The sequence below is a fragment of the Legionella steigerwaltii genome, from assembly GCF_001468065.1.
Classification (GTDB): Bacteria; Pseudomonadota; Gammaproteobacteria; order Legionellales; family Legionellaceae; genus Legionella; species Legionella steigerwaltii.
This window is the reverse complement of record NZ_LNYZ01000003.1, coordinates 90697-112920: the sequence shown is the minus strand read 5'-3', so window position 1 is coordinate 112920 and position 22224 is coordinate 90697. Positions and strand designations below refer to the sequence as shown.

Genomic DNA, 22224 nt, shown 5'->3' with positions numbered 1-22224 from the left:
TAAAATTATGAATTTTTTTAAGAAAAATGAGACTAAATATGCTGCATGGGAATAATCAACTTTTAGACGCCAGGGTAATAATCAATCCTTTATCTTGCTTCAATATTCTTTTTATCAGTGCCTCTCTATTTTCTTCTTTCGTATAAAAAACATAATGTAACGCTGTATGTCCACGTACATCAGTTAGACTTGTATCAGCACCCTTTCTTAATAAATAGTTAACTAATCGTGTATCCCCTCTTTGAGTAGCTAACATTAGTGGCGTTCCTTTATCTTTGGTTATGGGGGTATTAATGTCTATTCCATTATCCTTAGCCTGCAAAAATTGCTTAACTAAACTTATGCTTCCCAGACAAACAGCAATATAAAAAGCTTCTTTACTTGCAAGAAGTTGTTTATTTTTAGCAATAATTTTTGTAAAAGCCTCTTTATCCTTTCGAATCAATACCTCATCTAAAAGTTCTTTACTGATCTCAGCTCCGGACTCTAATAGTTTCTCGAAGACATCTAATTTATGATTTTTATACGCTAAAAGTATCGGTGAAGAACCTCTGTTATCAGGTTCATTTATCTGGATTTCATTTGTCGATGTTAAGGCCATAACGAGTTCTGAATTTCCATATTCAGCCGCATAGTGGAACGCTGTTTTCCCCTGATTGTCTTTGATGTTCAATACGTTAAGGGCATTATCCTGAAGTAACAGAGCGGTTAATATCTTCCCCATAACTTGTATATTTCCAGATTCTGCAGCATAGTGAAGCGCCGTTTTGCCATCATAATCTTGAATTGATAAATCTGCTTTATTAGCAATTAACTCGTCGATCATCGCTGAGTTGCGCATTATCACTGCCAAATGGATAGGGGTTTTACCCACATAAATTGGAGGCGATCCTTGCTTTATACGTTCATTTATCTCAGATTGATGAGCTGCTACTAGCCCTTTAATATCACTCGGATCACTCAAATAAATTGCTCCTCTATGAAGGGGATACATCTCATTTAATGAAGCAAGACAATCCTGTGTATTCTCTTGTAAAATGGAAATATCTAAAAATGAAAAATCAGTATCTCGAATCTCTTTGTAAGAGGGACTATCGAGCATCTCCATAAACTTTATATTGTCTTGCGGAGTTGCATTATATCCATATAAAAAAATACCTTTTTTATTTTGTTCAATTATTTCCACTGTATTAAATATTGCTTCCTTAATAACAATCACTAACTCATCTGCGCTATATAAATCAAAAACGTTAGGTTCATAAAAGGTTGCAGGAGGCAATCCTTGTTGCATTAAAAGAATATTTAATAAATTGTTTACAAAAGTTCTACCATTGGCATCCTTAAACGGATGCAAAACTTCATAGTAACGAATATGTTTGGCAATAACTTGAAGTTTTTCATCAAGTGTTTTAGCGTCTTTAATTTCCTTGTTATAAGATTGAGTGATTGCCTCCAGAAATACGTCAACATGTTCTCTTACTGCTAGATAAAAATGGTTTGTATTACTGTGGCCATATGCACTCATGTCGTCATATATTTTTTTAGCAAGTTTAGGTACTTTGTCCGGGGTCAAATCTTGAAAGTAGTCCGTAGTGAAGCTAGGACCGAATGGCCCAGGTTTACCAGGACCAAACTGTGCTTTCCCTTCGATGAGAAAAAACAGTTGGAGAAACTCTTCTATCCCTTTAATTGAGGCGCGCGCTGCGGGAATACCGAATGATACAGGCTCATCTGTTCTGAGTTCCCCTGGACCTTTATCTTCTAATTCCTCTACTTTCCTTCCACACTTCTTATGTATGTCTTTAATTAAATCGACACTTAATTCGAATTTCTCCCCCGCTTTATCAACTTGTAATGCAATGGAGCATAAACTCTCTAAAGCAGCATTAATTGAACCTCGTTCTCTTGATTCATAACCATGCCAGCCATTTTCTTTTGACCAAAATCGTCCATCAACAAATAATCTCCATATTTGTTCGGGGGGGTAGGATTTTAGAAAAAAAAGGCCAGGTAAATTTGGCATAAAATTACTCAAAAAGTGTAATCTTATTTATAATAATAGTTCAATATGGATTAAATATATTCAAAAAAACCTTAAGTTATGACATAATAGCTGGTTTTATATGCAGGATAATCCTGGATTAGACGAAACCATAATCCGAGGTTAAACTATATCCCGTATTACGCTGCGCCAAGACGGCTACGTATAAAAGCAAAAGCCCCTGAATGAAATATAAGGTTCCAGCAACACGCGATTAAGCAGATACTTTTAACAAGCCACAAAGATGGTTTTTTATTACGATCCGAGTCACCAATCTTGATTTATATAGAGTAAAACGATGAGAGATAAAATTATCACCAACAAAAAAGTTATTTTTTCATATTCAGTAGTCAAAGATCATTCTAAAAAGCTATCCAGTTTTTTATCCGAAAGATTTTATTCAGTAAATCAGAGTCATAACAGCGCGATTATTATCGGCTCAAGCCTAGCTCATCAAGATCACGATATAGAATGTGATAGGATACTTGATAGTTCAGGAACATGCCTTACTCGAGATAAAATAGGTGTTATTGATGGTGCACGAGTTGCAGTTACCGATGGCTTGGGGGGAGGAGCTGGTGATCAAAAAGAAGATATGGAGATACATAGAGTATCGTATGCGAGTTGTGAAGCATTTTTGGATAGTGATGAAAACATCGATACAGCATTAGTCTCAATTGGTCACTTGACCTCTTCGAAGGCAGTTAGAAGGAATAAAAAATACGACGCGGATGCCTCCATGGCAGCTTTTGCCTATAAATATGATCAAGGAAAAAAATATACTGGTGAGTTTGCAAATATTGGTGATGGATTAATTATTGTTTTAGATAAGCAACATAAAATCAAACATACCCTATGTGCATGTCATGTTTATCGGGGATTCGGTACATGGACCCCATCATCAGTACAAAAGTATGCATCAACTTCGAATAAAGGCAATGTACTTATCCGGAAAACACTTGAGTTAGATGAAGGTGATATTGTCATTTCAATGACAGATGGCATATGGGGAGAATTGGCATCCCATTTGATTTCTGAAACAAAAACTCGCCGGGATATAGATATTGATCCCAAATCATTCGAAGACCTGTTTGACAAATTAGGTGATATTTCATATCCCTCTACATTCGATATAGCCAAAACCATCACGAAACATGCTATGTCCCAAAGCTTACAGCGCAGGCAAACATTAGTAGAATTAATTCTTGAACTAGAACAACACCATTTTCAAGAAAAATCGATAAAAACCATCGATGGAGTATTAAGTTACTTAGAGAAAACAGGTCACCAAAAAACAGCAGACACTTTAAAAACCGTTCTGTTTAAGCAAGGCCTAAATGATGGGATAGTTTATTTTGAACATGTTGAAATTCCACTTTTTGCGGTGATGAACGATTTGAAAAGTCGTACTGTAGGGGATTGTTCAACAATCAACGTCACTCGAATTCCTTACCATCTAGATGAGTTAATACGATGTTTTATAACTTATCCTGAGAAACGAAAAGACTTATTGCCACAATTTGCTATGACGATTAAATCTGAAGCAGACTTAGAAGAGGCATTTAAGCGTCTTTCGCTTGAAGTAATACAATCTGAAGTTGATTCCAAGCTTTCTGATGTTCATTTTGAACCGGCATTTAAAAAAGAAACCCTTGATAAAACCCATGTCGTCTTAACACACTATGTTCGACTCTCTTGTCTCTTAAACGAGAAAATGGATTATTATAAATTACTCACTAATTTAAATGCATATCTAACTAAGGAAACATCCCTTGAAAAAGATGATATTAAATTATTACTCTCCATGTTAGACAACAAGATTAAACCCAAAAAAGGATTGTTTCATACATTGCTAGGAGAAAATCAAAGCAAACTCTATAAATCATTTTATAAACAAATCGAGTTAGAGTTTTTAGGCGATGAAGCAGATAATAAACATCAATTAAATTAGACCTATTAATCCTGTCCTAGAATTTTAAAGGACTTAAGCCAACAAATTATATAAGGCATTTCATAAGCAAATGGCGTTATTTCATTTAAATGAAAACATGCTTCGAAAAATAATTCATATTGATATGGATTGCTTTTATGCCGCCATTGAAATCAGGGACAACCCCTTATTAAACAATAAGCCTGTTGCAGTAGGAGGATCGGCAAACCAGCGTGGTGTACTATGCACCTGTAATTATGTTGCTCGTAAATATGGGGTACATTCCGCCATGCCGACCTCTGTTGCCCAACGCTTATGTCCTGATTTGATCGTATTACCTGTAAACATGCCTAAATATAAAGCAGTCTCAAAATCCATAAACATCATCTTCCAACAATTCACTGATTTAGTAGAACCATTATCTCTTGATGAAGCTTTTCTTGATGTCACGCGTTCCTCACATTGCCAAGGTAGTGCCACACTTATGGCGCAAGCAATTCGAGAAAAAATTTTTAACGAACATCAACTTACGGCTTCAGCTGGCGTCGCCCCTAACAAATTTTTAGCAAAAATAGCAAGTGCCTGGAATAAACCCAATGGGATATTTGTCATTACACCAGAACAAGTGGCGCATTTTATTAAAACGCTTCCAGTAAACAAATTATTTGGGGTGGGCAAAGTCACCTCGTCAAAATTAAATCAACTGAATATATTTACGTGTAATGACTTACATCAGTATCCTTTGGATTTTTTAATAAAACATTTTGGAAAATTTGGTCAACAATTATATTATCAAGCGCAAGGAATTGATAATCGTCCCGTCCAACCTCATCGCCTACGCAAATCATTAAGTGTGGAAAAAACCCTACAATATGATATTCATGATCCTCTTGAAGCCATTAAAATAATTGATGCGCTTTATAAATCATTACTTGTACGAATACAGGAAAGTGCAGCCGATTTGTTAATAAAAAATCAGTTTATTAAAATAAAAATGAGTGACTTCAAATTAGTTTCAGCTGAAATCAAAAGCACGCAAGTTAATTTAGAGTGTTACAAAGAATTATTTCACAAAATTATACATAATGAATCCAAAGCGATTCGACTTCTTGGCCTTGGAGTTCATTTTGCTAGTCCTTCAGCAGCTAAGAGTTATCATCAACCTTCCCTATTCGAAATTGAAGAATAAAGAAGAATTGTATTGTCCGAGTTGCTCTTCCCAAGTAGCTATATTTCTTCCACTGTTCATGACCATTCACACAATAGTACTACATTGTAGCCTGAGTGAAACGAAGCGTAACCCGGGAAATCGATGATAAGAAAACCCGGGTTACGGCTTACACCTTCACCCAGACTACAAAAAAATTATGTTTATTTCATGTGCGTAGCCTTCATACATCTTATGCAACATAAGTAAGGTTAAACATAACCCCATTAGTATAGAAGTGATTTTGACTCAAACCATCGCCCATCGTTTGACCCGGCGCGCGACCCAGTCTACTTTTACCCCAATCGGCAAATTCATACCCCACACCGACTTGCCAATTCTGAGTCAATGCTTTTTGTACTCCCGCACCCACAGTGTAAGTAAATGCTGTTTGAGTATGGGAGGCAAAGTCAGGATTTTCTATGGCTTCAAAAATTTTGGGCTCGTTGTTAAAACCATGAGCGTCGTTAAAACCAACACCAATACTGCCACTCACCCAAGGCATTACTAAAAATCCCATATCCGCCAATAACTTCGCTTTTAATGCGACATGAGTGTGCTGGATTTTATAACTGTAGGTAAAGTTATCGAATTCTGGATCAGCATCATCCCAAATGTCTCCTGAAAGACGAGCATTAGTGGTTGCAGCAACCGCCACGCCTAATTGTCCTAGGATTGTAGGAGTTAATGAGTGTTGCAAACCCAAAAATACCTCAAAATCGGCAATAGCGTTGTTGGTGTCATCCGCATCATAAGTTTTTTCAATACCGGGAGCCAAAAAAAAGGTCTGAGTATCGCTACCAGTTGGCCATACTGGACCAATACTTAATGCAGCAACGTAATTAAAGCGAGAAACAGGTTCACCCATAGTTCCCGCTACTACACCGCTACTTAAAATGCTCGCCACTAATCCAAATAAATAAGTCTTTTTTCTCATCTACGCTCCTTGCATGCTTAAAATAATTGATTGAATGTGAAGTATTCCATTTTTTATCTTTTTATGGGAAATAAACACGCATCAACTGTTACACCCCCTGGTATATTTGCCGGGTTGTACACTGCAAGGTTATTCCCTATATCTGCATTGTTATCAAAAAATGAATTCGAAGCAACACAAGAATGAGCGAGGTTCATAGGGAGTGGAGTGCCAACTGAACCGCCCACTAATATTGCGCCTCCTCGATTATCTTCTTCCATTGGTTGTTTCAAGGCAGTATTTCCAGTAAAAAGATTATCAAAAATTTGAGTATTTCCAGAAAACTCAACAGCAATCGCACCTCCTCCAGGCGCCATAGCGGTTACTGTAGAACTTCCACCACTAAAAAAATTAGCGATTAAGTTAAAGAAGAATAAAGGCGAAACCGCACCTGGAGGAACGCCCTCAATTGTATTATTTAGAAATTTGTTGTTTGAAATTTGTGCTTGTGTCTGTATCGAAGAACCAAATACTGCATTCCCATAATTAGATGCGAAAATTCCCCCACCTTCCAATTGTGCTTTATTCTCCAAAAATGTAGATCCTGTTATGGTCGTAGCAATCGAATCCAAGTAAATTGCGCCACCAACTCCTCCAGTATTGTTAGTAAATTCAGAGTGAGTAATCTTAGCTTGCGAACCTGGATTAGGAAGTATTCCAAATACATTAACACCACCTCCCCCAAATGCTGCCCCCAAATTATCCATAAACTTTGAGCTCCCAACATTTAAAAAATAGGGCGTACCATCATCAAAAGGTATATGAAAGAAGATGGCTCCACCCCCAAAACCTGTAGAAGGAGTTTGATTTTGCATAAAAGTTGAGTCTAATACCGTTAAATTAGTATTGATCACACCTACAGCGCCACCACTTGCATCTGGAACAGGGCCATTGATAGCGTTCTTCTTGAAATGGCTTAATGAAATAGCGACATCGCCCGCATCTTTGCTACGAATCGCTCCACCATTACGAAAGGCAATATTTTGTTCGAATTCGCTTGAGGTAATAACATACGCAGCGTCAAGCAGATTTTCCAAAGCTCCCCCACTTCCGCCAGGAAATAAGGCACTGTTATTAACAAATTTGGATTTTTTTATATTAATTGAAGTATCTGTATCTATTGCAGCTACAGCACCTCCACCTGAAGCCAATACAAGAAATTCTCCAGCAAGAATTTCCGTTACTGTCGCATTGGAACCATCACTGGTATTTTGATCAAAGATCACATGACTCAGCTCAACCGTTGAGCCATAGCGCGCCAAAAGGCCTCCACCCGCAGCATGTTCATAAGCTAAACTCATGAGTACATTATGAGCTCCCAAAACCCCATTATCTGGACCGTCTGCATAACCACCCCTGATAATTAGGCTGTCAAGCTTAACATTCATAACCCCAGCGCCAGGAGGAACATCACTTCCTGCCATAAGCACATGCCAAACTCTATCATTGCTCGGTACATATGGCGTTAAGCAGGTTGACGTCATGTCACCACATAAAATAGTAGGATGAAGTTGTGCGTTTCTTTGTTCACGCCTCGTTTCAACCCCGGAAAATCCTCCATATATTGCTGTATCGCTCGGTAGATTAAAGGTTCTTAGCTTAGGTGTATTAATACCATAAGCCCCACCAATAACTCCTTGTGGCGCATATACTTGAGAAGGTTTGTAGACCCCTTTTGCTATCCAAATTTCCACAGCACCAGGGTCAACGTCGGCAGCTGCTAGTGCTGATTCTAAATTATTAAACGCATTAGCCCAGTTGCTTCCATTACCGTTTGTCACTTTACTGCCATTAACATACACTATTGTCGCCATTCCTTTGGTGATGTTCAAACTCTCTGCGGCACTGGGTTGATAACACTGCAAACGATTGCCTTGATTGCAAACCACCGGGCCTCCCGATACATTGCTCGTTAAGTCACTGCCATTCACTTGTAACGTTAAAGTACATGATTGTTTAGACCTTAATGTAAAAGGATTGCTGCAATTTCCTGTTCCTGATGTTATCTGGTCGATGCCGACAATAGAACTCATGATTAAGGTATGTTTTTTTTTTGATTGGTTTGTTATGGTATATTTTATTAAAGCACTGCCCGTTGGGCTCACAGTTACGGTAGGTGGAAAATTTACATCTGAAGTAAACGTCCATAAAGGACGGGTAAAATCAATACTTGCGGTGGCACTATTGTTTAAAAAAATTAAGGATAAAAGGAAAAAGAGAGGATATCTTTTCAATTGATGCTCCTTGCACAAAAAAGTTATCAACTTATCAAAAAGAGTGGTTAAATTAGGGAACGTTAGTAGTTGTTATAAACACCCATGATCGCAAGCATTGCAATGATTGCAATGATTGCAATGATTGCAATGATTGCAATGCATCTAAGCATAAAATTTTATAAATATCAATAAAACTAATTTTGGCATGTTTTATAACTCATTTGAAAAAAGTTCCCAATAATCAACCCATCAAAGTAATTCAAAAGCTAAAGAAATCCAGATTATGATTTCTGGTTTAATCGGGGACAGACAAGCTTACTTTCAATTCTCAAATTATTTTAAAGTAAGATGGAAATCTTCAGCCATATCACGAGGAGAAAATCCTTCTCTATATTTAAAATGTTCGCAAATATGGGTAACAATAATATAAGTTGCGTGTTTGGTTTTTTTTAGGATCCATGTATGAGCTAAGTCCGCTATTAACTGTTGACTGTAGGCAGCAGGAGATTGCCAGACTCTAGCATACCAAGCCCCTTTAGTGCTCAAAGTAATTTGCTCGTCCTGGGTTTCGCTTTTAACGAGATCACATTCAAATTTTTGATCGAAATATATTAATTTGCCTATTTGATGATCAGCAAAACCAGCAATTCCTTTGAAAACGATATCACTACCCCTCAGAGTAATAATTAAATGTTCAGGATCAACAATCGGTAAAAAATCTGTTATTGGCGCTCGCGAAGCATTTAAATGATTAAATTGTTCAACAACTTTAAATGCCTCTTTTTCATCATGTGTCGTTTTATTCATAAGTTCATCAACTCTTTTGGTTTAATTACAAAACAGTCACATACTAAAATTTCATTCATCTTACTTTTTGAGGACAGGTTGAGCCGTCCTCAATTGTCTTACCATTAATAACACATTACATCTTATGTGCGATATCTAAAATCATATAAGCACCTGCTGTCGACAATGACTTGTGTACCAGCCGACAATTAAATCCTTTAAAAAAAGCACTGATGCCATGATTCTTATAGATTTGTGTTATGACCTCCCCAACGGACTGTTTTGCTTCAGTAGTGCATGCCTGTTGCTGGCTCTTAATCACATCAAGGGGTGTCGTTGCAAAAGCAACCGGAGCTGAAGCAGCAGTTGCCCAAAAAATAGTTGATAGGAACGTTTGTTTTTCACGCCTGGTTTTAATTGCATTGTAAGTCATGAATAAATAAAACCAACTGGGAAACGCTTTTCCCTGCGTAGCACCACTCCCGACAAAGAAACCTGGTAATCCTCTTTGCTGATAAATCTTTTTCATTGCCTGAATAGGTGTTATAGGTTGATCCTGATTCGCGATAGTTCTCATTTGTACTGTTTTAATATTCTCAATCGGACTAACCACTAATGTATCAAAAGTACTTGCAATGCTTGCTTTGAGAAAACCGCCAATCAGCAGAGGAAATTGTAATTTATCAACCTCCTTTGGCATATGAGTGATCAGGAGCGGTCTGTAGATTACTTTTCCTTGTTGACGAATCACACAAGACAAAAATCCTGTAGAAAAATGTTTTAGATCCGCTCCTAAAAATTGTTTTGTAACTGAATAAGCACTTTGAGACAGATTTGTTTGAATTGCAACTTTCAATCGCTCTGCTGGGTGCCCTATTAAAGTAGTAAATGCTGTGTATCCCATACTAAAAGCATAAGCATCCCAAATCGTCTTTTTTTCTTTTTTTTCTTGCCCCATAAATACACCTTCTACCAACAAAAAGGCGGCAATAATAACATACTGACTATTTTAAAGGCATCAAATTTATTGAGCTATTCGCACTTATACGATGTACCTATCATTTGAGCCGCTCAATTAATTGGCAATCTAAGTTCTAATAAACTTACTACATCAACCAGCATACAATCCATTTCATTCAATCAACTAATCGGCGTTGATTATAATCCCAACCACTATACCAATAGTTATCCTTTTAATTTTCACGATGTTTTTTATACAGGGACATTTAATAATCCTGCAGCAACTAATGTTTATGCAGAGTTACAACAATTGCAAAATGCAGGATTTACTACCGTTCGCTCCTATCAAACCGAACCCTATAGTTGGATAGATATTATTAACCAAGCAAACGCTTTGGGAATGAAAGTAGTTTATGAAGCGGTGATCCCACAGATTCCCAGTGATACTAATTATCCTGGATGTCCTTTAGGCGCTCAAAATTATATTCCTTGTGCACAAGCCACATTAAATGCTGTAATTCAAGCCGTCACTCCTACCGTGTTCAATAATACAGTCATTCTTGTTTTTGCTGGACATGAAAATTATTGTAATGCGGGTAATACCGTTCCCCCTTGTACAGGAACCTCAAATGTCACTTATTTAACGAGTGCTGTGTCGGCTTTGCAAGCAACACTTGCCGCTCAAGGACTGACAACTCCGGTAGGTTCCGCTGTCCTCAGTGGAAGTTTAGTTACACCGAGCCCTGCAATTTCTACGGACATGCAAACATTAATTAGCGCTTATTCGCCTACCGCTCCATTAGCATTCGACCCTTACCCCTTTCAATGGGGTGTATCCCCGGCAACGGCCGCAGTATGGACTCCTCCATTAAGTTCGACAACGCAACTAATTAATTCACTCGCATGGGACTACATCCAGGTTGTAGGTTCAACCACGCCTCCTGCTTTACCAACGGCTAATCCTCAACCATTCTACACAGCGGGTCGTGTTTTATTGAGCGCAGAAACAGGATGGGCTACCTCAGGAACTACTACAGGATATGCGTGTAACTCTCCTGGACCATGTGCTCCATCCGTTGCAAATGCTTCTGCTTACTTCCAAACGCTTTATCAACTGGGTACCAGTAATTTTGTACAAACATCTGGATACAATGTAGGTGTTCTTGCCTTTGAAGCCTATGATGAACCCGCAAAAGGTGGGCCTGCAGCAGAACAAAATTATGGTCTTTTTGACTCGGGTTGTACTCAAAAAGGAGCAGGACTGGTTCCCAACAATACAATGGTATCGGCTACTGGATGCCAGGGATTTACCAACGGCACCCTATTAACCATATTTGGCACTACACCTCCGAGCCAGCCTTCATTTATGGTGCAAATTACTTATCCATCCGGACAACATCCAACAATTAAAGCAACGATACCAGCTAATTCTGGCTTATCTCCCGCTATCAATTCCGTAACACCATGGCCGCAATTCTTGGTTTACCAAGGAGCTCAAATTACTGTCTCTTCAGCGGCAAGTGGACAATCGTGTACCACAACAGCCACTGCAGTTACTGCATCCCCATCTTCAATTACTTTTGGGCCAGTGACCTGTCAAAATCCTCCCCCCAGCAGCATGGGCTGTTTTGGGTTAGGTTGCCAATTATCGAATCCTTTTTAAGTTAGGGATTTTGAACAAAAATTTAAGATATTGGAGGTCGGGCCAAGGCCCGACCGTTAGTTACAACATTAATTTGATGTTTCTTAAAAAGCTGATGATTTAATTTTCTTCATGTGTCAATTCACCATATATTAATTCAAATAAAAGGACAAATATAAAACTATATGCTCATAAATTTGACAAAAAACGCATTATGCCGTAAAATATATGCACTTTAATTAATTACTAAGCTTAATGAGCGAGATAACATCATGAAATCGAAACATTTTAAACCACAACCTATTCCCAAAACGAGCGAAGAAGCCTTTGATATATTAAGCACCACTCAGGATCTGGATGATATATCTGGAATATTATTCCGTTTTAAACAATTAGTTAACGTTGAAAGAAGTGTCCTAACCTCCCATGCTCTTCAAAATTCAAGAGTCCCCAATAATCAAGAATTTATTGACGATTTGGATGCACGCTTTAATAGACTGCAAAAAGCTGTAGACGATGGAAAACCTTACCCAACTTTATATGGCGACGTTTGCAAAGTAAAAGATGGTATTAGCGTAATTTTAGCATATTATCAATCGCAGATTAAAAAAGAACAGCCCATTGCATCAGCCTACCTGCGAGAATCTCTACGTCGTGGCACTGGTGAACTTTCGACTTTAATATCTGAAATATCAAGGAATAAACACTCTACTGCCCTCGATGAAAAGGATTCAAATATCTTAGCCAAATACACCATTAACTCCTGTGCTAAAAGTATTATGAAAGACGATGTAGCAACGATTGCTTCAATTGTTCAAAAGCCATTTTTAGCAGATCATAGGGATGATCCAAAGTTTTCCTACCTTAAGTAATACTTAAATAAGAGGAGAAGTATCAAAATATCTTTTTGGTACTTCTACCTCAATTTCAATTGACTCTTCTTAAATCAAAGAACTATTTTGGGTTAATAGTGTTCTCAAAAATGAGTAAGGTACACATCAGGCATGCGTAAAAAAAGTTTCATACTTTTTCTTTATTTGACACTCTTTTTCCCCTCCAAGTTTGCCAGAGTTAATGCCTTTTCGGGCGCGCACACGTTCACCTAAACAAGTAGTCCGGCCTCCCATAACCTTTGTTGTTGTTTGCCATATATATTTACTTGTTGAATAAAAAAATCTCTTAGTTACAATAATCTTTTTTTTTCAGGTAACCATTATGGGATTCTATTTTAATACCTTCAGGCAACAACAGGGCGACAAAGCGTCTAACGAACAAAAATATGAAGAAGCACATAATCATTATTCAGAAGCATTAAAAACGCTGTATTTACATGCTGCTTCTAATAGTTTTCAACATACTGATTTTTATGATGCTTTAGTTTATGTACTTTCCGAAGTTTTACGTACCAAACTGATACTCATCCGCCTTGAAGCCCAAAATTCGAACTTCGATGCTGTTGCTAAGTATTGGCTTGATATTCCCGGTATGTTGCATGAAATGGAGTTAGTATATAAAGAACATGTTGAAGGCCCACCTCACCTCTTTAGCAATCAGGAAGAGGTAGTTATGCGCACTAATGCATTGCTTGCTACTGTTTGTGAGGAAGTAAGTGATGAGCTAGTGGATCAGCTCGAAGAAAATGAAGACGAAGAAACAATTCTTACTCAGTCACAAGAGACACTTTCAAAAGCGATTGAGTGGATGAATAGAGCCATTAATTTTCAGATCAAAACAAAAGCAAGCCCCGATCTCTCAAGCAGTTTAGGCTATTTAAATTTACTTGAACGTCAATATAAAAAAACAGGGGCTAGAGATAATCTTCAAATAATGTCCACATATATTAAACATCATAAACTCTTGGAAGAACCAATGGAATTCCCCTTGCAAAGGCTTGAGTTACTCAGTTACGTTGTAAGATTAGCTGTTGTTAATGGTCAGAATATCGATGGACTGACTCTAGAATGTCAGACCTTATATGCTACGCTCGATGATGAAGAAAAAGAAAATCCCATCCTGGATGATCTGCGTGATTTAATTAAACTAATGCCTCAAGAAGAGAAAAAAAATGGAACCGAGGAAGAGGAAGAAGAATTAAATGAATCAGGAAATAAGGATATGAGTATAGATGAAGGGAAATTAGAGATCGATTTAACCGTGGATGAATTTGAAGATCCGGCTCCAAATCCAGACGGTGTAGATATGCTAATAGATTCTACACCTGCCCATTATGTTCCTCTTTCTATGCCAACTGCCAAGCAGTTAATGAGTTCAGGGAACCAATCCGTTGCAGCTCAATCTTCTACCATAAGCTCTCCGCATCGATTTTTTGTTCTCCCCTCTCAACAACCAGTAGATGAATTACCGCACAGTCGAGCCTTACAAACAGCACTAAAAAAAATAACAACTGACTCCACCAATCCAAAATTTTTAGCAAATTTGCTCTGTTTGATATCCGACTTCTTCTCTAGATATCAAGCACGAAGAGTTCAAAAACAAAATGCAATTGTATTAGCTTTTGATCTATATCAACAGGTGATTAAAATGGATCCTAAGCACCATAGAGCCAATATGAAATTAAAAGACTTACCCTTGCAACACAGGCAACTGCTTGGATCATATGAGCACTATAGCCAAAAACCTCGAAGCCCTATACCCACAACCATTCAGATATCAGAAGTAAGAAATTGTTTTAACCAGGCAATAGAAGAATTAACTATCCAGTTAGAAAGTCTTTTAATGAGTGATAATAAAAAGATTCAGGAGACGCTTAACAACTTAATTCACTTTATCGGAGAACAGTTAGCCAATGGGGCGATTACCAATGTTCCAAGTCCTGAAATAAGAGCGCTTCTAATGCAAACTTACCAGGAAGAACTCAAAAATTCAGCAAGCATCGAGAATAGATCCGTTTTTAACTAGGGGCTATTTACAATTCGCTAGCTTGAGTCAAAATAGCCCTGGTTTTCGAGTACCGAAGCGCAGCATGCATGGAGGATGTGAGCATCGGAGCGCAGAAAAGCAGGATAGTTTGGCCAAGATAGTAGAAATGTAAACAGACCCTAGCCTCATGTTCAAAATTTTGGAGTTTGGATTATGAGTTATGGCTGTAGGCTATAACTCTATCTTTACCAGCCTGTTTTGCAGCATAAAGTGCATGGTCAGCGGCCTTTATTATTTCTTCAATGGAAGCACCATGTATTAGTGCTTCTGCGACGCCAATTGAAATGGTAATGTGATTCAATGAGTTGCCTTTAAAATATATTGATATATTTTTTATCTTTTCACGAAGGTCATCCATTTTACTCACAGCATTGTTTAAGGTCGTATTCAACAATACAACAACAAACTCCTCTCCACCGAAACGTACAGAAATGTCGCTTTCACGGAAGCTATCCTTTAATAATTTTCCTATCGCTTTGAGTAACTCATCTCCCGCTAAATGGCTGTAAGTATCATTAAATTTCTTGAAATTATCGATATCCAACATCGCGACGCATAATGTCTTTTTTTCTCGAGCAATTCGAATTAATTCCCGTGATAAAATATCATTTAAATAACGTCGATTATATAAATTAGTTAATGGGTCATGTAAAGACAACTCACTCAATGACACACGCAGGTTAATATTAGCAATGGCAAGCTTCACAATATTCCCAAAAGAATTAGCCATGTCTTGCTGGTGTTGTGTTAATTTCTTCCCTTTTGGTGCTAACAGGTGGATAACACCGATTAATTCATTTTGCACCATAAGTGGTAATGCCATATACCCTCCCTGAGGAGGTGTTTTATAATGGGAACAAGGCACTGATTTATTGGGATCGTCAACCACATTAGTGGTTGCCTCACGAATTGAAAAGCAGTCCATAGGAAGAAATACGTTGGGTAATAATTCTTCCCTACCCCATTGAACTACCGTTTCCATTTGTTTGATTGTTTTATTGTAGATTGATAAACCACCGCCTAGGTCAGGAAATAAATCTTGCGCAATTAAATTGATGCGTGGATAAGCTTCTTCAGCTGTAATGCAAATTTGTAATGAACGATTTAGTTTATTTAATAAACTTTCGTCATGCTCTAATAATTTTAATTCATTTAAAGTTTCCATTGTTTTTTCATTCAACTGTCGCATTTTTTCCTCATTTTGTATGCGATCACTTACATCCTTCATTTGCATAATAAAATTGATTGGTTCTCCTTGTTCATCACGTATTAGGCTCGAACTAACCATTCCCCAAATAATACTGCCGTCTTTTCGAACATAACGTTTTTCCATATGAGAAATACGCAATTTACCTTGAAGAAGTTTATTCATGGCATCTCGAGTCATAGCTACATCATCAGGGTACGTGATTTCCAGCATATCTTTACTATGCAACTCTTCGTCACTGTATCCTAAGATCTCTTGCAGGGTGCGATTCGCATGAATACATTTTCCTGCAGGTGAAACAATAGCCATGCCGATTGGCGCATTTTCAATAGTATTGCGAAAGCTCTCTTCGCTGCGTCTTAAATCAGATAAGAGATTTGAGCTGTATATTTCCAGGTAAATTGATTTCATTAGAAATTGACTTACTTGTGTCGTGCTATAGAGCAATGTAACCACAAAAAGCAATGTCGCGAGAAATAAGACAAGCGATAATGAGGGTGCAATGGATACAGATAAAAAAAGCAAGAGCAACCAAATTGGTATCATAAAAGCGATATAAGCGCTATGCATTGTTAATAATTTAGCCGCAGGTGCTCCAAGTAGACCAATGAGATAAACAAAAATTGCCATGCGATGCAGCGGATCATTTACATAGAAAAACAGAAAGCCCCCTAAAGCCCATAGAATACCTGATTGGAGGTTATTCACTATAAAATATTTTTTCCAAAACGCTGGGTGAAGTAAACCATCTAATTTTTCTCGACGATAATACTGAAATAAAAATAAACTTCTTAATACATGGTTGAAAAGGAACATCACCAAGACCCATATGACGATTGGGAGTTTGTTATTCACTTGTTGCCAAATAATAGCGGCAAAGAAGATGGTTGCAAAAAAATCGGCAATAATTAAAACATAAAATTTTTTATATGACTCGGCTATAAGCTTATGTTCTATTTGATCGCTCTTAATGCCCGGGAAGTCCATATTACCCTTAAAAGTATATTAATTATTAAAATAATAGTATCTATTCATAGAATATCCAAAATCTCCCTAGAGAGTTATTGGCAGGCATAACTTTAAAAAGATAAATATCTATTTATTTTACAAAATAAAATTTTTAAGCTACATAATATGAAAAGGAATTTTAAATAAGAATAATCATGAAAAAATGGACCGGTTTCCTCGTATTTTTGGTAGTACTTATTCTTGTGGCTTATTATGCCCTTGGTTTTACAATTAAAAGTACCTTAAATAAAAATATAAATTCAATACCTAAAAGTTCCGCATTTAATATTCGTCTTCAAAAATACCACAACGGCTGGTTTTCATCTCAAGCGATCTTATCAGTCAAAATGCATATTCCTGCTCAAACGACGACGGATAAAAGTGGCGTCACCAAAACAGAACCACCGGTTGATTTTGATATAGATATTCCTATTCTCATCAAACATGGGCCATTTATCTTTACAAACTATGGCATACGTTTTGGAATGGGAGTAATTACAACGCAACCTGAAACGCATTATGAAGCATTTATTAATTACCTAAATAAAACCATATTCAGGTATACACTCCCTTCTTTTGCCATAGAAGGCAAAATTGGACAAAATCAAGGAGATTTTCAACTAACGTGGGAAGGACTAGCTTCATTACTTAGTGTTTCTTCTAATCTTGATCTTATGGAGGGTAATTTACAACTCTTGGGGCTAAATGGAGCCGCTAATAATCCTGCAAATCCTCAAAGTAATGTAACCTTTAAAATTGGTAAAATTACCTATGATTTTAAAATGAAACGTTATCAAGAGTGGTTGTGGTTAGGACATTCTCGATTTGATATTCCTTCTATAGCAATCAATCTGGCTGGCAATCAGTTATTTGAACTCACAGAATTTGACTTTCTAGCACGTTCCGGTGTGGATCATGAAGCCTTGAACATTGATTTTAAACTGTCGCTACAAAAGCTGTTTGCTAATAACCAAAACTACGGACCAGGAGTTATACATTTGAGTTTTCGAAATCTTGATCCAGCCGCTGCCGCAAAAATCAATGAGCAAGAATCCAACATAATGCAAAATAATAGTGATCCCAATATGATCGGGCTTGCCTTCGCGAACGGATTGCCCCAACTCCTGTCTAAAGGAGCTGTAGTAGAGCTTTCTGAATTGACATTAAATATACCGGATGGAAAAATTGAAGGAAACTTTAAAATAGCACTACCCAAAAATGAGAATAGTGATTTATCTCAGGTCATGCAAAAACTACAAGGTGAAGGATCCTTTAAAGCACCGATTGTCACTGTAAAAACACTTTTGGTGGCATCATTTAAGAACGATTCTTCCAATGATAATACTCAATCAAATCCAGTAACGTCACCCACGCCAACTACGAGTGCAACACAAATCTTAACAAATCCTGATAATGATCCGGATAAAAAAGCAGATAAAATACTACAGGATTTAGTCAGTAAAGGTTTTTTAAAGATTGAAGGCAATGATTATGTCTTCACGTTTAAATTAGAAAACCAAAAAATTATGGTAAATGGACAGGTTTTTAACCCCGATATGCTGAAATAATTTGGTGATTCGTTTGTTTTATCGAATAATGAGTTTATTTTGATATTACAGAAAAGCCCATATGTCGTTTTGATATGGGCTTAGGCTCTTTTGGCCGTTAACTTTGGATAAGCTGTCGCCTCCTCCTCGCTAACTTGTCGATCCATAAAACCGCCAACAAGTTCTGTCAAAAATCCAATTTTCTCCGACACAGGAAGGTCCGCTGCCAAAACTCCTTTAGTAATACCCTCCCATATTTGAGTCAGAGGAGTTGCGTTTGATTCTACGGCTTGATCCTTTTTAGATAGAAGTTCTTTCTGAATAGCGCGGCTAATCCCTGTAGTTATTGAAGAAGCAAGTTCTTTTCCACTAATCTCTGAAGGAGTTAGTTTTCTTGGATGTATGCGCTTAAGAACCATTTCATTTTCACCCTCCGAAGGTATAAGCTCAAGAGTCATTTCTATTTTTTCATTCTTCGAAGGCATGCACTCAAGAGTCATTCCTACTTTTTCACTCTGAGAAGGCGCGGCTCCTTCACCTTTAGAACTCGTTAATGCGGGACATATCGCTGCGCGAGAACCAATCGTTTTATCTCTTTTGGGAGAGAAAAAAGAAACCGCACTACTATAACTCTCTGTTTTTGTAGGATTAGGAGTTTGCTGAACTTTTGTAACTTCGTCGATTTCTTCCGCTTTCCTTTTCTCTTCTTTTACATTTTTTTCCCGTGCAATAGCTAAATTTTCATGACTTCTTTTAAAATTCACTTCCAGCCAATTGGCGAGTAAAAAAGGATTATCAACGTGAATACTATGTTTATCATGAAAACACTTATCTTCTACATTCATACCTTTTTCAATGTGTGGAGCATGCTTTTCAACAACAAAGTATTCTTTGGTTGCAACAAATGGTGGGAGAATACTACCTGGGTAAATAATAAAATTATAACCTAGGGTGGACGCTAACAACATAATGGAAGGACTTTCTTCAGTCAGATAGCCTCGAGAGCGAGTACTCCACAACTGAGGATCGCCTCCTTCTCCAGTATGGCGGGTAGCAAACTCTTCTACTGACTTCTCAAGAGGCAACTTAAGGCCAGTTACTGAGCTGTAAAGAGGCAGTATTTCGGTTACTGTTTTTTTAAAATTCTTTTGATCCACCCATGTATGCCAACGAACAATCTCAAAATTCTTTCCTTGATCTGCAGCTAATTGATTGATAACTGCAATTTTTTCATCCATCGATTTAGTGCAGTAGTTGTCATTAAATTTCTCAGGAGTAAGACCCAAAGGAGCCAAGAAAGCACCTAAATTCTCTTCGAAATATTTCTCACCCAACTCTCGAGCTTTCTGTTTAAGCTCATCGCTTTCAGAATCAGATGTTCCGGAGAGATTATGCCAATAAATTTCATCAGCAATTAAAAATGTTGTTTTACCTTTAACACCAGAATACCCCGGCTCAGTTTGATGCGTAGCTACTGCTTGTTGCACAATAGCACATAAAAAGTCACCTCTGCAGTATTCATTTCCTGCAATACTTAAAAGAGCTAAATCTTTTGTAGTCTTTAATGAGGGAAAGCGGCTTTTACTATTATTTTTTTTATCTTTTGAGTCAAAACTTGCAGTAATAAACTTACCGTTTTGGGGACCTGTAACTTTTGTCATCTAATATTCCTTAACGCTTACTCTACCCTATCAGTACACTAGCAATTTTCTTTCATCAATCTAAGCTTATTTTAATCAGCATGATATGTACTTAAATTAATATTGGGTTTCTAATCAAACAACTTGAATTATTCGACTAAAAATATAGCCATACTATAATTCATTTTGAAAAAAAAATAACCACTTTTTTTGGTAAATAGTTTATAATAGTCACATTAACATTTTATTAAGAACAGATTAATTTGGATTGTTTTACTCAACTTGCTGCTAAAAAATCCATTAAAATCTGTCTATGAAACTTAGGTAAACAAAAAATTTTACTTAATAATGCCCCTATTTCCATTATTAAGTTCATTTAAAAATGGTGAAAAATGGATTCTGAAAAAATAAAAGAATTGCAAAGAATTATTAATCAAAAGAATGAGGAAATTGATAGATTAAATCGTTCTCTAGAAGATGAAAACTTAAAATTTAAAAATGAATTACAGGCAGTTCATGATTATTATGAAAACATTATTGCTTTAATGCCAGGACATGTTTATTGGTTGGATAAGAATAATGTATTTTTAGGTTGCAATGATGCACAAGCTTCAAGCGCACGTTTACGGTCAAGAAAAGATATCGTTGGAAAGACCAATTTCGATATGCCATGGAAAGATCAGGCAGAAGAATTAAATAAACTCAATACATTAGTCATGGAAACTGGTGTACCTCATACTGCGGAAGAATACGCAGTCATGGCAAATGGAATGGGCATTTACTATTCCCAAAAAGTTCCCTTACGTAACCAAAAAAATGAAACCATTGGCGTTTTAGGTATTTCACTGGATATCACTGAACGTAAAAAAATGGAAGTCGCCTTGCGTCGTGCTAAAGAAAACGCAGAAGTAGCAAACCAGGCTAAAACCGAGTTTATCGAAAATATGAGTCATGATATTCATACCCCATTAAGTGGCATAGTTGGAATGTCAAGGCTTCTAGAAGAGAAAGCAGAAGATCCTGAAAGAAAACAGTATGCACGTTGGATCCATGAAAGTGGTGAGAAATTACTGGACTTACTTAATGGCGTCATGGAAATCGTTACCGCAGATAATCTTCGAGAAAATGATGTCCATGAAGAATTATTCGAATTACGTAAGAACATCAAAGATATTACGCATCTCGTCCAACCAACACTGGAAATGAAAAAAATTCAACTGAATATCGAAATTGATGATACAGTGCCCAATACAGTAATCACTGATGGCACAAAATTGCATCGAGTTTTATTAAATCTTGTTGGAAATGCAATTAGATTCACTGACACTGGTACAGTCACAATCAAAGTAGAAACACTTTCCCATGAAAATAGCTATGCTCAGCTTCGATTTAGTGTGATCGATACAGGAATCGGCATACCTAATGAACTGCAAGGCAAGATTTTTGATCGCTTTTTTCGTGCAATCCCATCTTATAAAAGCCAGCATGGTGGTTATGGCGTGGGGCTTCATGTTGCACAAAAATACTTAAGTTTATTAGGTGGGGAAATACATTTAGAAAGTGAGGTTGGAGAAGGTTCTACTTTTCATTTCACTCTTACGATGAAAGTTGGGTACAATGCGCTCAATCCTTCATATGATGTTGCTAAAACCAAGTCACTGCAAACATCTCCTGCTAATTCACCGCTTATTCTGCTCGTAGAAGATAATATTATTTCTCTTCATATGATCGAAAATGTTGTAGAACAGGCTGGGTATCAATTTTACTCAGCAATTGATGGTGAACATGCTTTGGAATTATTAGAAACAAATGATTTTGACTTAATCATTACTGATGTAGGGATATCAAGTAGTTCAGATAAGAACCTTGTTCAATGCATCCGCGATCTGGAAAAACAAGCACAGAAAAAACCCATACCGATTATTGGCTTAACGACCAACACATCAGGTGAGTCTCAATCAGAACATTTACGTATAGGAATTACTAAAGTATTGACCAAGCCCATTCATTTAAAAGCATTACAAGAAGTAGTAAAGGGACTTGATTTATCCTCAAAAGAAAAATGATTTAAGCCAATGCAATGAAATGGGCCAGAAATTCCGCCCATTTCATTGCGCTACAAAA

General features: G+C 37.1%; 14 protein-coding genes. 7 read left to right on the top strand and 7 right to left on the bottom strand.

The annotated features are described in order from the left end of the window. Window positions 1-55: 55 nt before the first annotated feature. Window positions 56-2023, bottom strand: coding sequence for an ankyrin repeat domain-containing protein (locus Lstg_RS03035; RefSeq protein WP_082650788.1), 1968 nt, complete (start codon window positions 2021-2023; stop codon window positions 56-58). A gap of 316 nt (window positions 2024-2339) precedes the next feature. On the opposite strand from Lstg_RS03035, the gene Lstg_RS03030 reads away from it, so the two are divergent. Further along, on the top strand, window positions 2340-3992 hold the full coding sequence (locus Lstg_RS03030; protein WP_058476188.1) for a hypothetical protein: 1653 nt from the start codon (window positions 2340-2342) through the stop codon (window positions 3990-3992). Window positions 3993-4089: 97 nt separating this feature from the next. After that, on the top strand, window positions 4090-5160 hold the full coding sequence (dinB, locus tag Lstg_RS03025) for a DNA polymerase IV (RefSeq protein WP_058476197.1): 1071 nt from the start codon (window positions 4090-4092) through the stop codon (window positions 5158-5160). 211 nt (window positions 5161-5371) lie between these two features. Here dinB and Lstg_RS03020 read toward each other — a convergent pair whose 3' ends face one another. From Lstg_RS03020 to Lstg_RS03005, 4 genes are all read right to left on the bottom strand, one after another. Continuing rightward, window positions 5372-6115 (bottom strand): outer membrane protein, encoded by a 744-nt coding sequence (locus tag Lstg_RS03020; RefSeq protein ID WP_058476187.1) that lies wholly within the window; start codon window positions 6113-6115, stop codon window positions 5372-5374. A gap of 53 nt (window positions 6116-6168) precedes the next feature. Continuing rightward, on the bottom strand, window positions 6169-8388 hold the full coding sequence (locus tag Lstg_RS03015) for a hypothetical protein (RefSeq protein ID WP_058476186.1): 2220 nt from the start codon (window positions 8386-8388) through the stop codon (window positions 6169-6171). Between the two features lie 315 nt (window positions 8389-8703). Further along, window positions 8704-9177 carry a hypothetical protein gene (locus tag Lstg_RS03010; protein WP_058476185.1) on the bottom strand — a complete coding sequence of 158 codons (474 nt, stop codon included), beginning with the start codon at window positions 9175-9177 and terminating at the stop codon, window positions 8704-8706. Between the two features lie 115 nt (window positions 9178-9292). Next, the gene (locus tag Lstg_RS03005; protein WP_058476184.1) at window positions 9293-10114 is read right to left on the bottom strand and encodes an MC/SLC25 family protein; all 822 of its coding nucleotides are present in this window, start codon (window positions 10112-10114) and stop codon (window positions 9293-9295) included. Between the two features lie 312 nt (window positions 10115-10426). Here Lstg_RS03005 and Lstg_RS03000 point away from each other — a divergent pair, with 312 nt between their 5' ends. The 3 genes from Lstg_RS03000 (at window position 10427) to Lstg_RS02990 (ending at window position 14677) form a co-directional block, all read left to right on the top strand. Next, entirely contained in the window at window positions 10427-11779 is a 1353-nt protein-coding gene (locus Lstg_RS03000) for a glycoside hydrolase family protein (RefSeq protein ID WP_238585359.1), read from the top strand. A gap of 251 nt (window positions 11780-12030) precedes the next feature. Next, window positions 12031-12630, top strand: a complete 600-nt coding sequence (locus Lstg_RS02995) for a hypothetical protein (protein WP_058476183.1) — start codon at window positions 12031-12033, stop codon at window positions 12628-12630. Window positions 12631-12973: 343 nt separating this feature from the next. Then, complete coding sequence (locus tag Lstg_RS02990) at window positions 12974-14677, top strand: hypothetical protein (RefSeq protein ID WP_058476182.1); 1704 nt, start codon at window positions 12974-12976, stop codon at window positions 14675-14677. Between the two features lie 172 nt (window positions 14678-14849). Here the strand turns inward: Lstg_RS02990 and Lstg_RS02985 are convergent, their stop codons facing one another. After that, window positions 14850-16892 carry a GGDEF domain-containing protein gene (locus tag Lstg_RS02985; RefSeq protein ID WP_058476181.1) on the bottom strand — a complete coding sequence of 681 codons (2043 nt, stop codon included), beginning with the start codon at window positions 16890-16892 and terminating at the stop codon, window positions 14850-14852. 176 nt (window positions 16893-17068) lie between these two features. On the opposite strand from Lstg_RS02985, the gene Lstg_RS02980 reads away from it, so the two are divergent. Then, window positions 17069-18481, top strand: a complete 1413-nt coding sequence (locus tag Lstg_RS02980; RefSeq protein WP_058476180.1) for a YdgA family protein — start codon at window positions 17069-17071, stop codon at window positions 18479-18481. Between the two features lie 80 nt (window positions 18482-18561). Here the strand turns inward: Lstg_RS02980 and Lstg_RS02975 are convergent, their stop codons facing one another. Continuing rightward, window positions 18562-20121 carry a hypothetical protein gene (locus tag Lstg_RS02975; protein WP_058476179.1) on the bottom strand — a complete coding sequence of 520 codons (1560 nt, stop codon included), beginning with the start codon at window positions 20119-20121 and terminating at the stop codon, window positions 18562-18564. Between the two features lie 371 nt (window positions 20122-20492). On the opposite strand from Lstg_RS02975, the gene Lstg_RS02970 reads away from it, so the two are divergent. Continuing rightward, window positions 20493-22166 (top strand): ATP-binding protein, encoded by a 1674-nt coding sequence (locus Lstg_RS02970; RefSeq protein WP_058476178.1) that lies wholly within the window; start codon window positions 20493-20495, stop codon window positions 22164-22166. The last annotated feature ends 58 nt before the right edge of the window (window positions 22167-22224 follow it).

Coding starts and splice junctions, on each gene's coding strand:
- Lstg_RS02980 (WP_058476180.1), top strand. CDS start 17,069: ATGAAAAAATGGACCGGTTTCCTCGTATTTTTGGTAGTACTTATTCTT.
- Lstg_RS02970 (WP_058476178.1), top strand. CDS start 20,493: ATGGATTCTGAAAAAATAAAAGAATTGCAAAGAATTATTAATCAAAAG.
- Lstg_RS02985 (WP_058476181.1), bottom strand. CDS start 16,892: ATGGACTTCCCGGGCATTAAGAGCGATCAAATAGAACATAAGCTTATA.
- Lstg_RS03005 (WP_058476184.1), bottom strand. CDS start 10,114: ATGGGGCAAGAAAAAAAAGAAAAAAAGACGATTTGGGATGCTTATGCT.
- dinB (WP_058476197.1), top strand. CDS start 4,090: ATGCTTCGAAAAATAATTCATATTGATATGGATTGCTTTTATGCCGCC.
- Lstg_RS03035 (WP_082650788.1), bottom strand. CDS start 2,023: ATGCCAAATTTACCTGGCCTTTTTTTTCTAAAATCCTACCCCCCCGAA.
- Lstg_RS02975 (WP_058476179.1), bottom strand. CDS start 20,121: ATGACAAAAGTTACAGGTCCCCAAAACGGTAAGTTTATTACTGCAAGT.
- Lstg_RS02995 (WP_058476183.1), top strand. CDS start 12,031: ATGAAATCGAAACATTTTAAACCACAACCTATTCCCAAAACGAGCGAA.
- Lstg_RS03030 (WP_058476188.1), top strand. CDS start 2,340: ATGAGAGATAAAATTATCACCAACAAAAAAGTTATTTTTTCATATTCA.
- Lstg_RS03010 (WP_058476185.1), bottom strand. CDS start 9,177: ATGAATAAAACGACACATGATGAAAAAGAGGCATTTAAAGTTGTTGAA.
- Lstg_RS03020 (WP_058476187.1), bottom strand. CDS start 6,115: ATGAGAAAAAAGACTTATTTATTTGGATTAGTGGCGAGCATTTTAAGT.
- Lstg_RS02990 (WP_058476182.1), top strand. CDS start 12,974: ATGGGATTCTATTTTAATACCTTCAGGCAACAACAGGGCGACAAAGCG.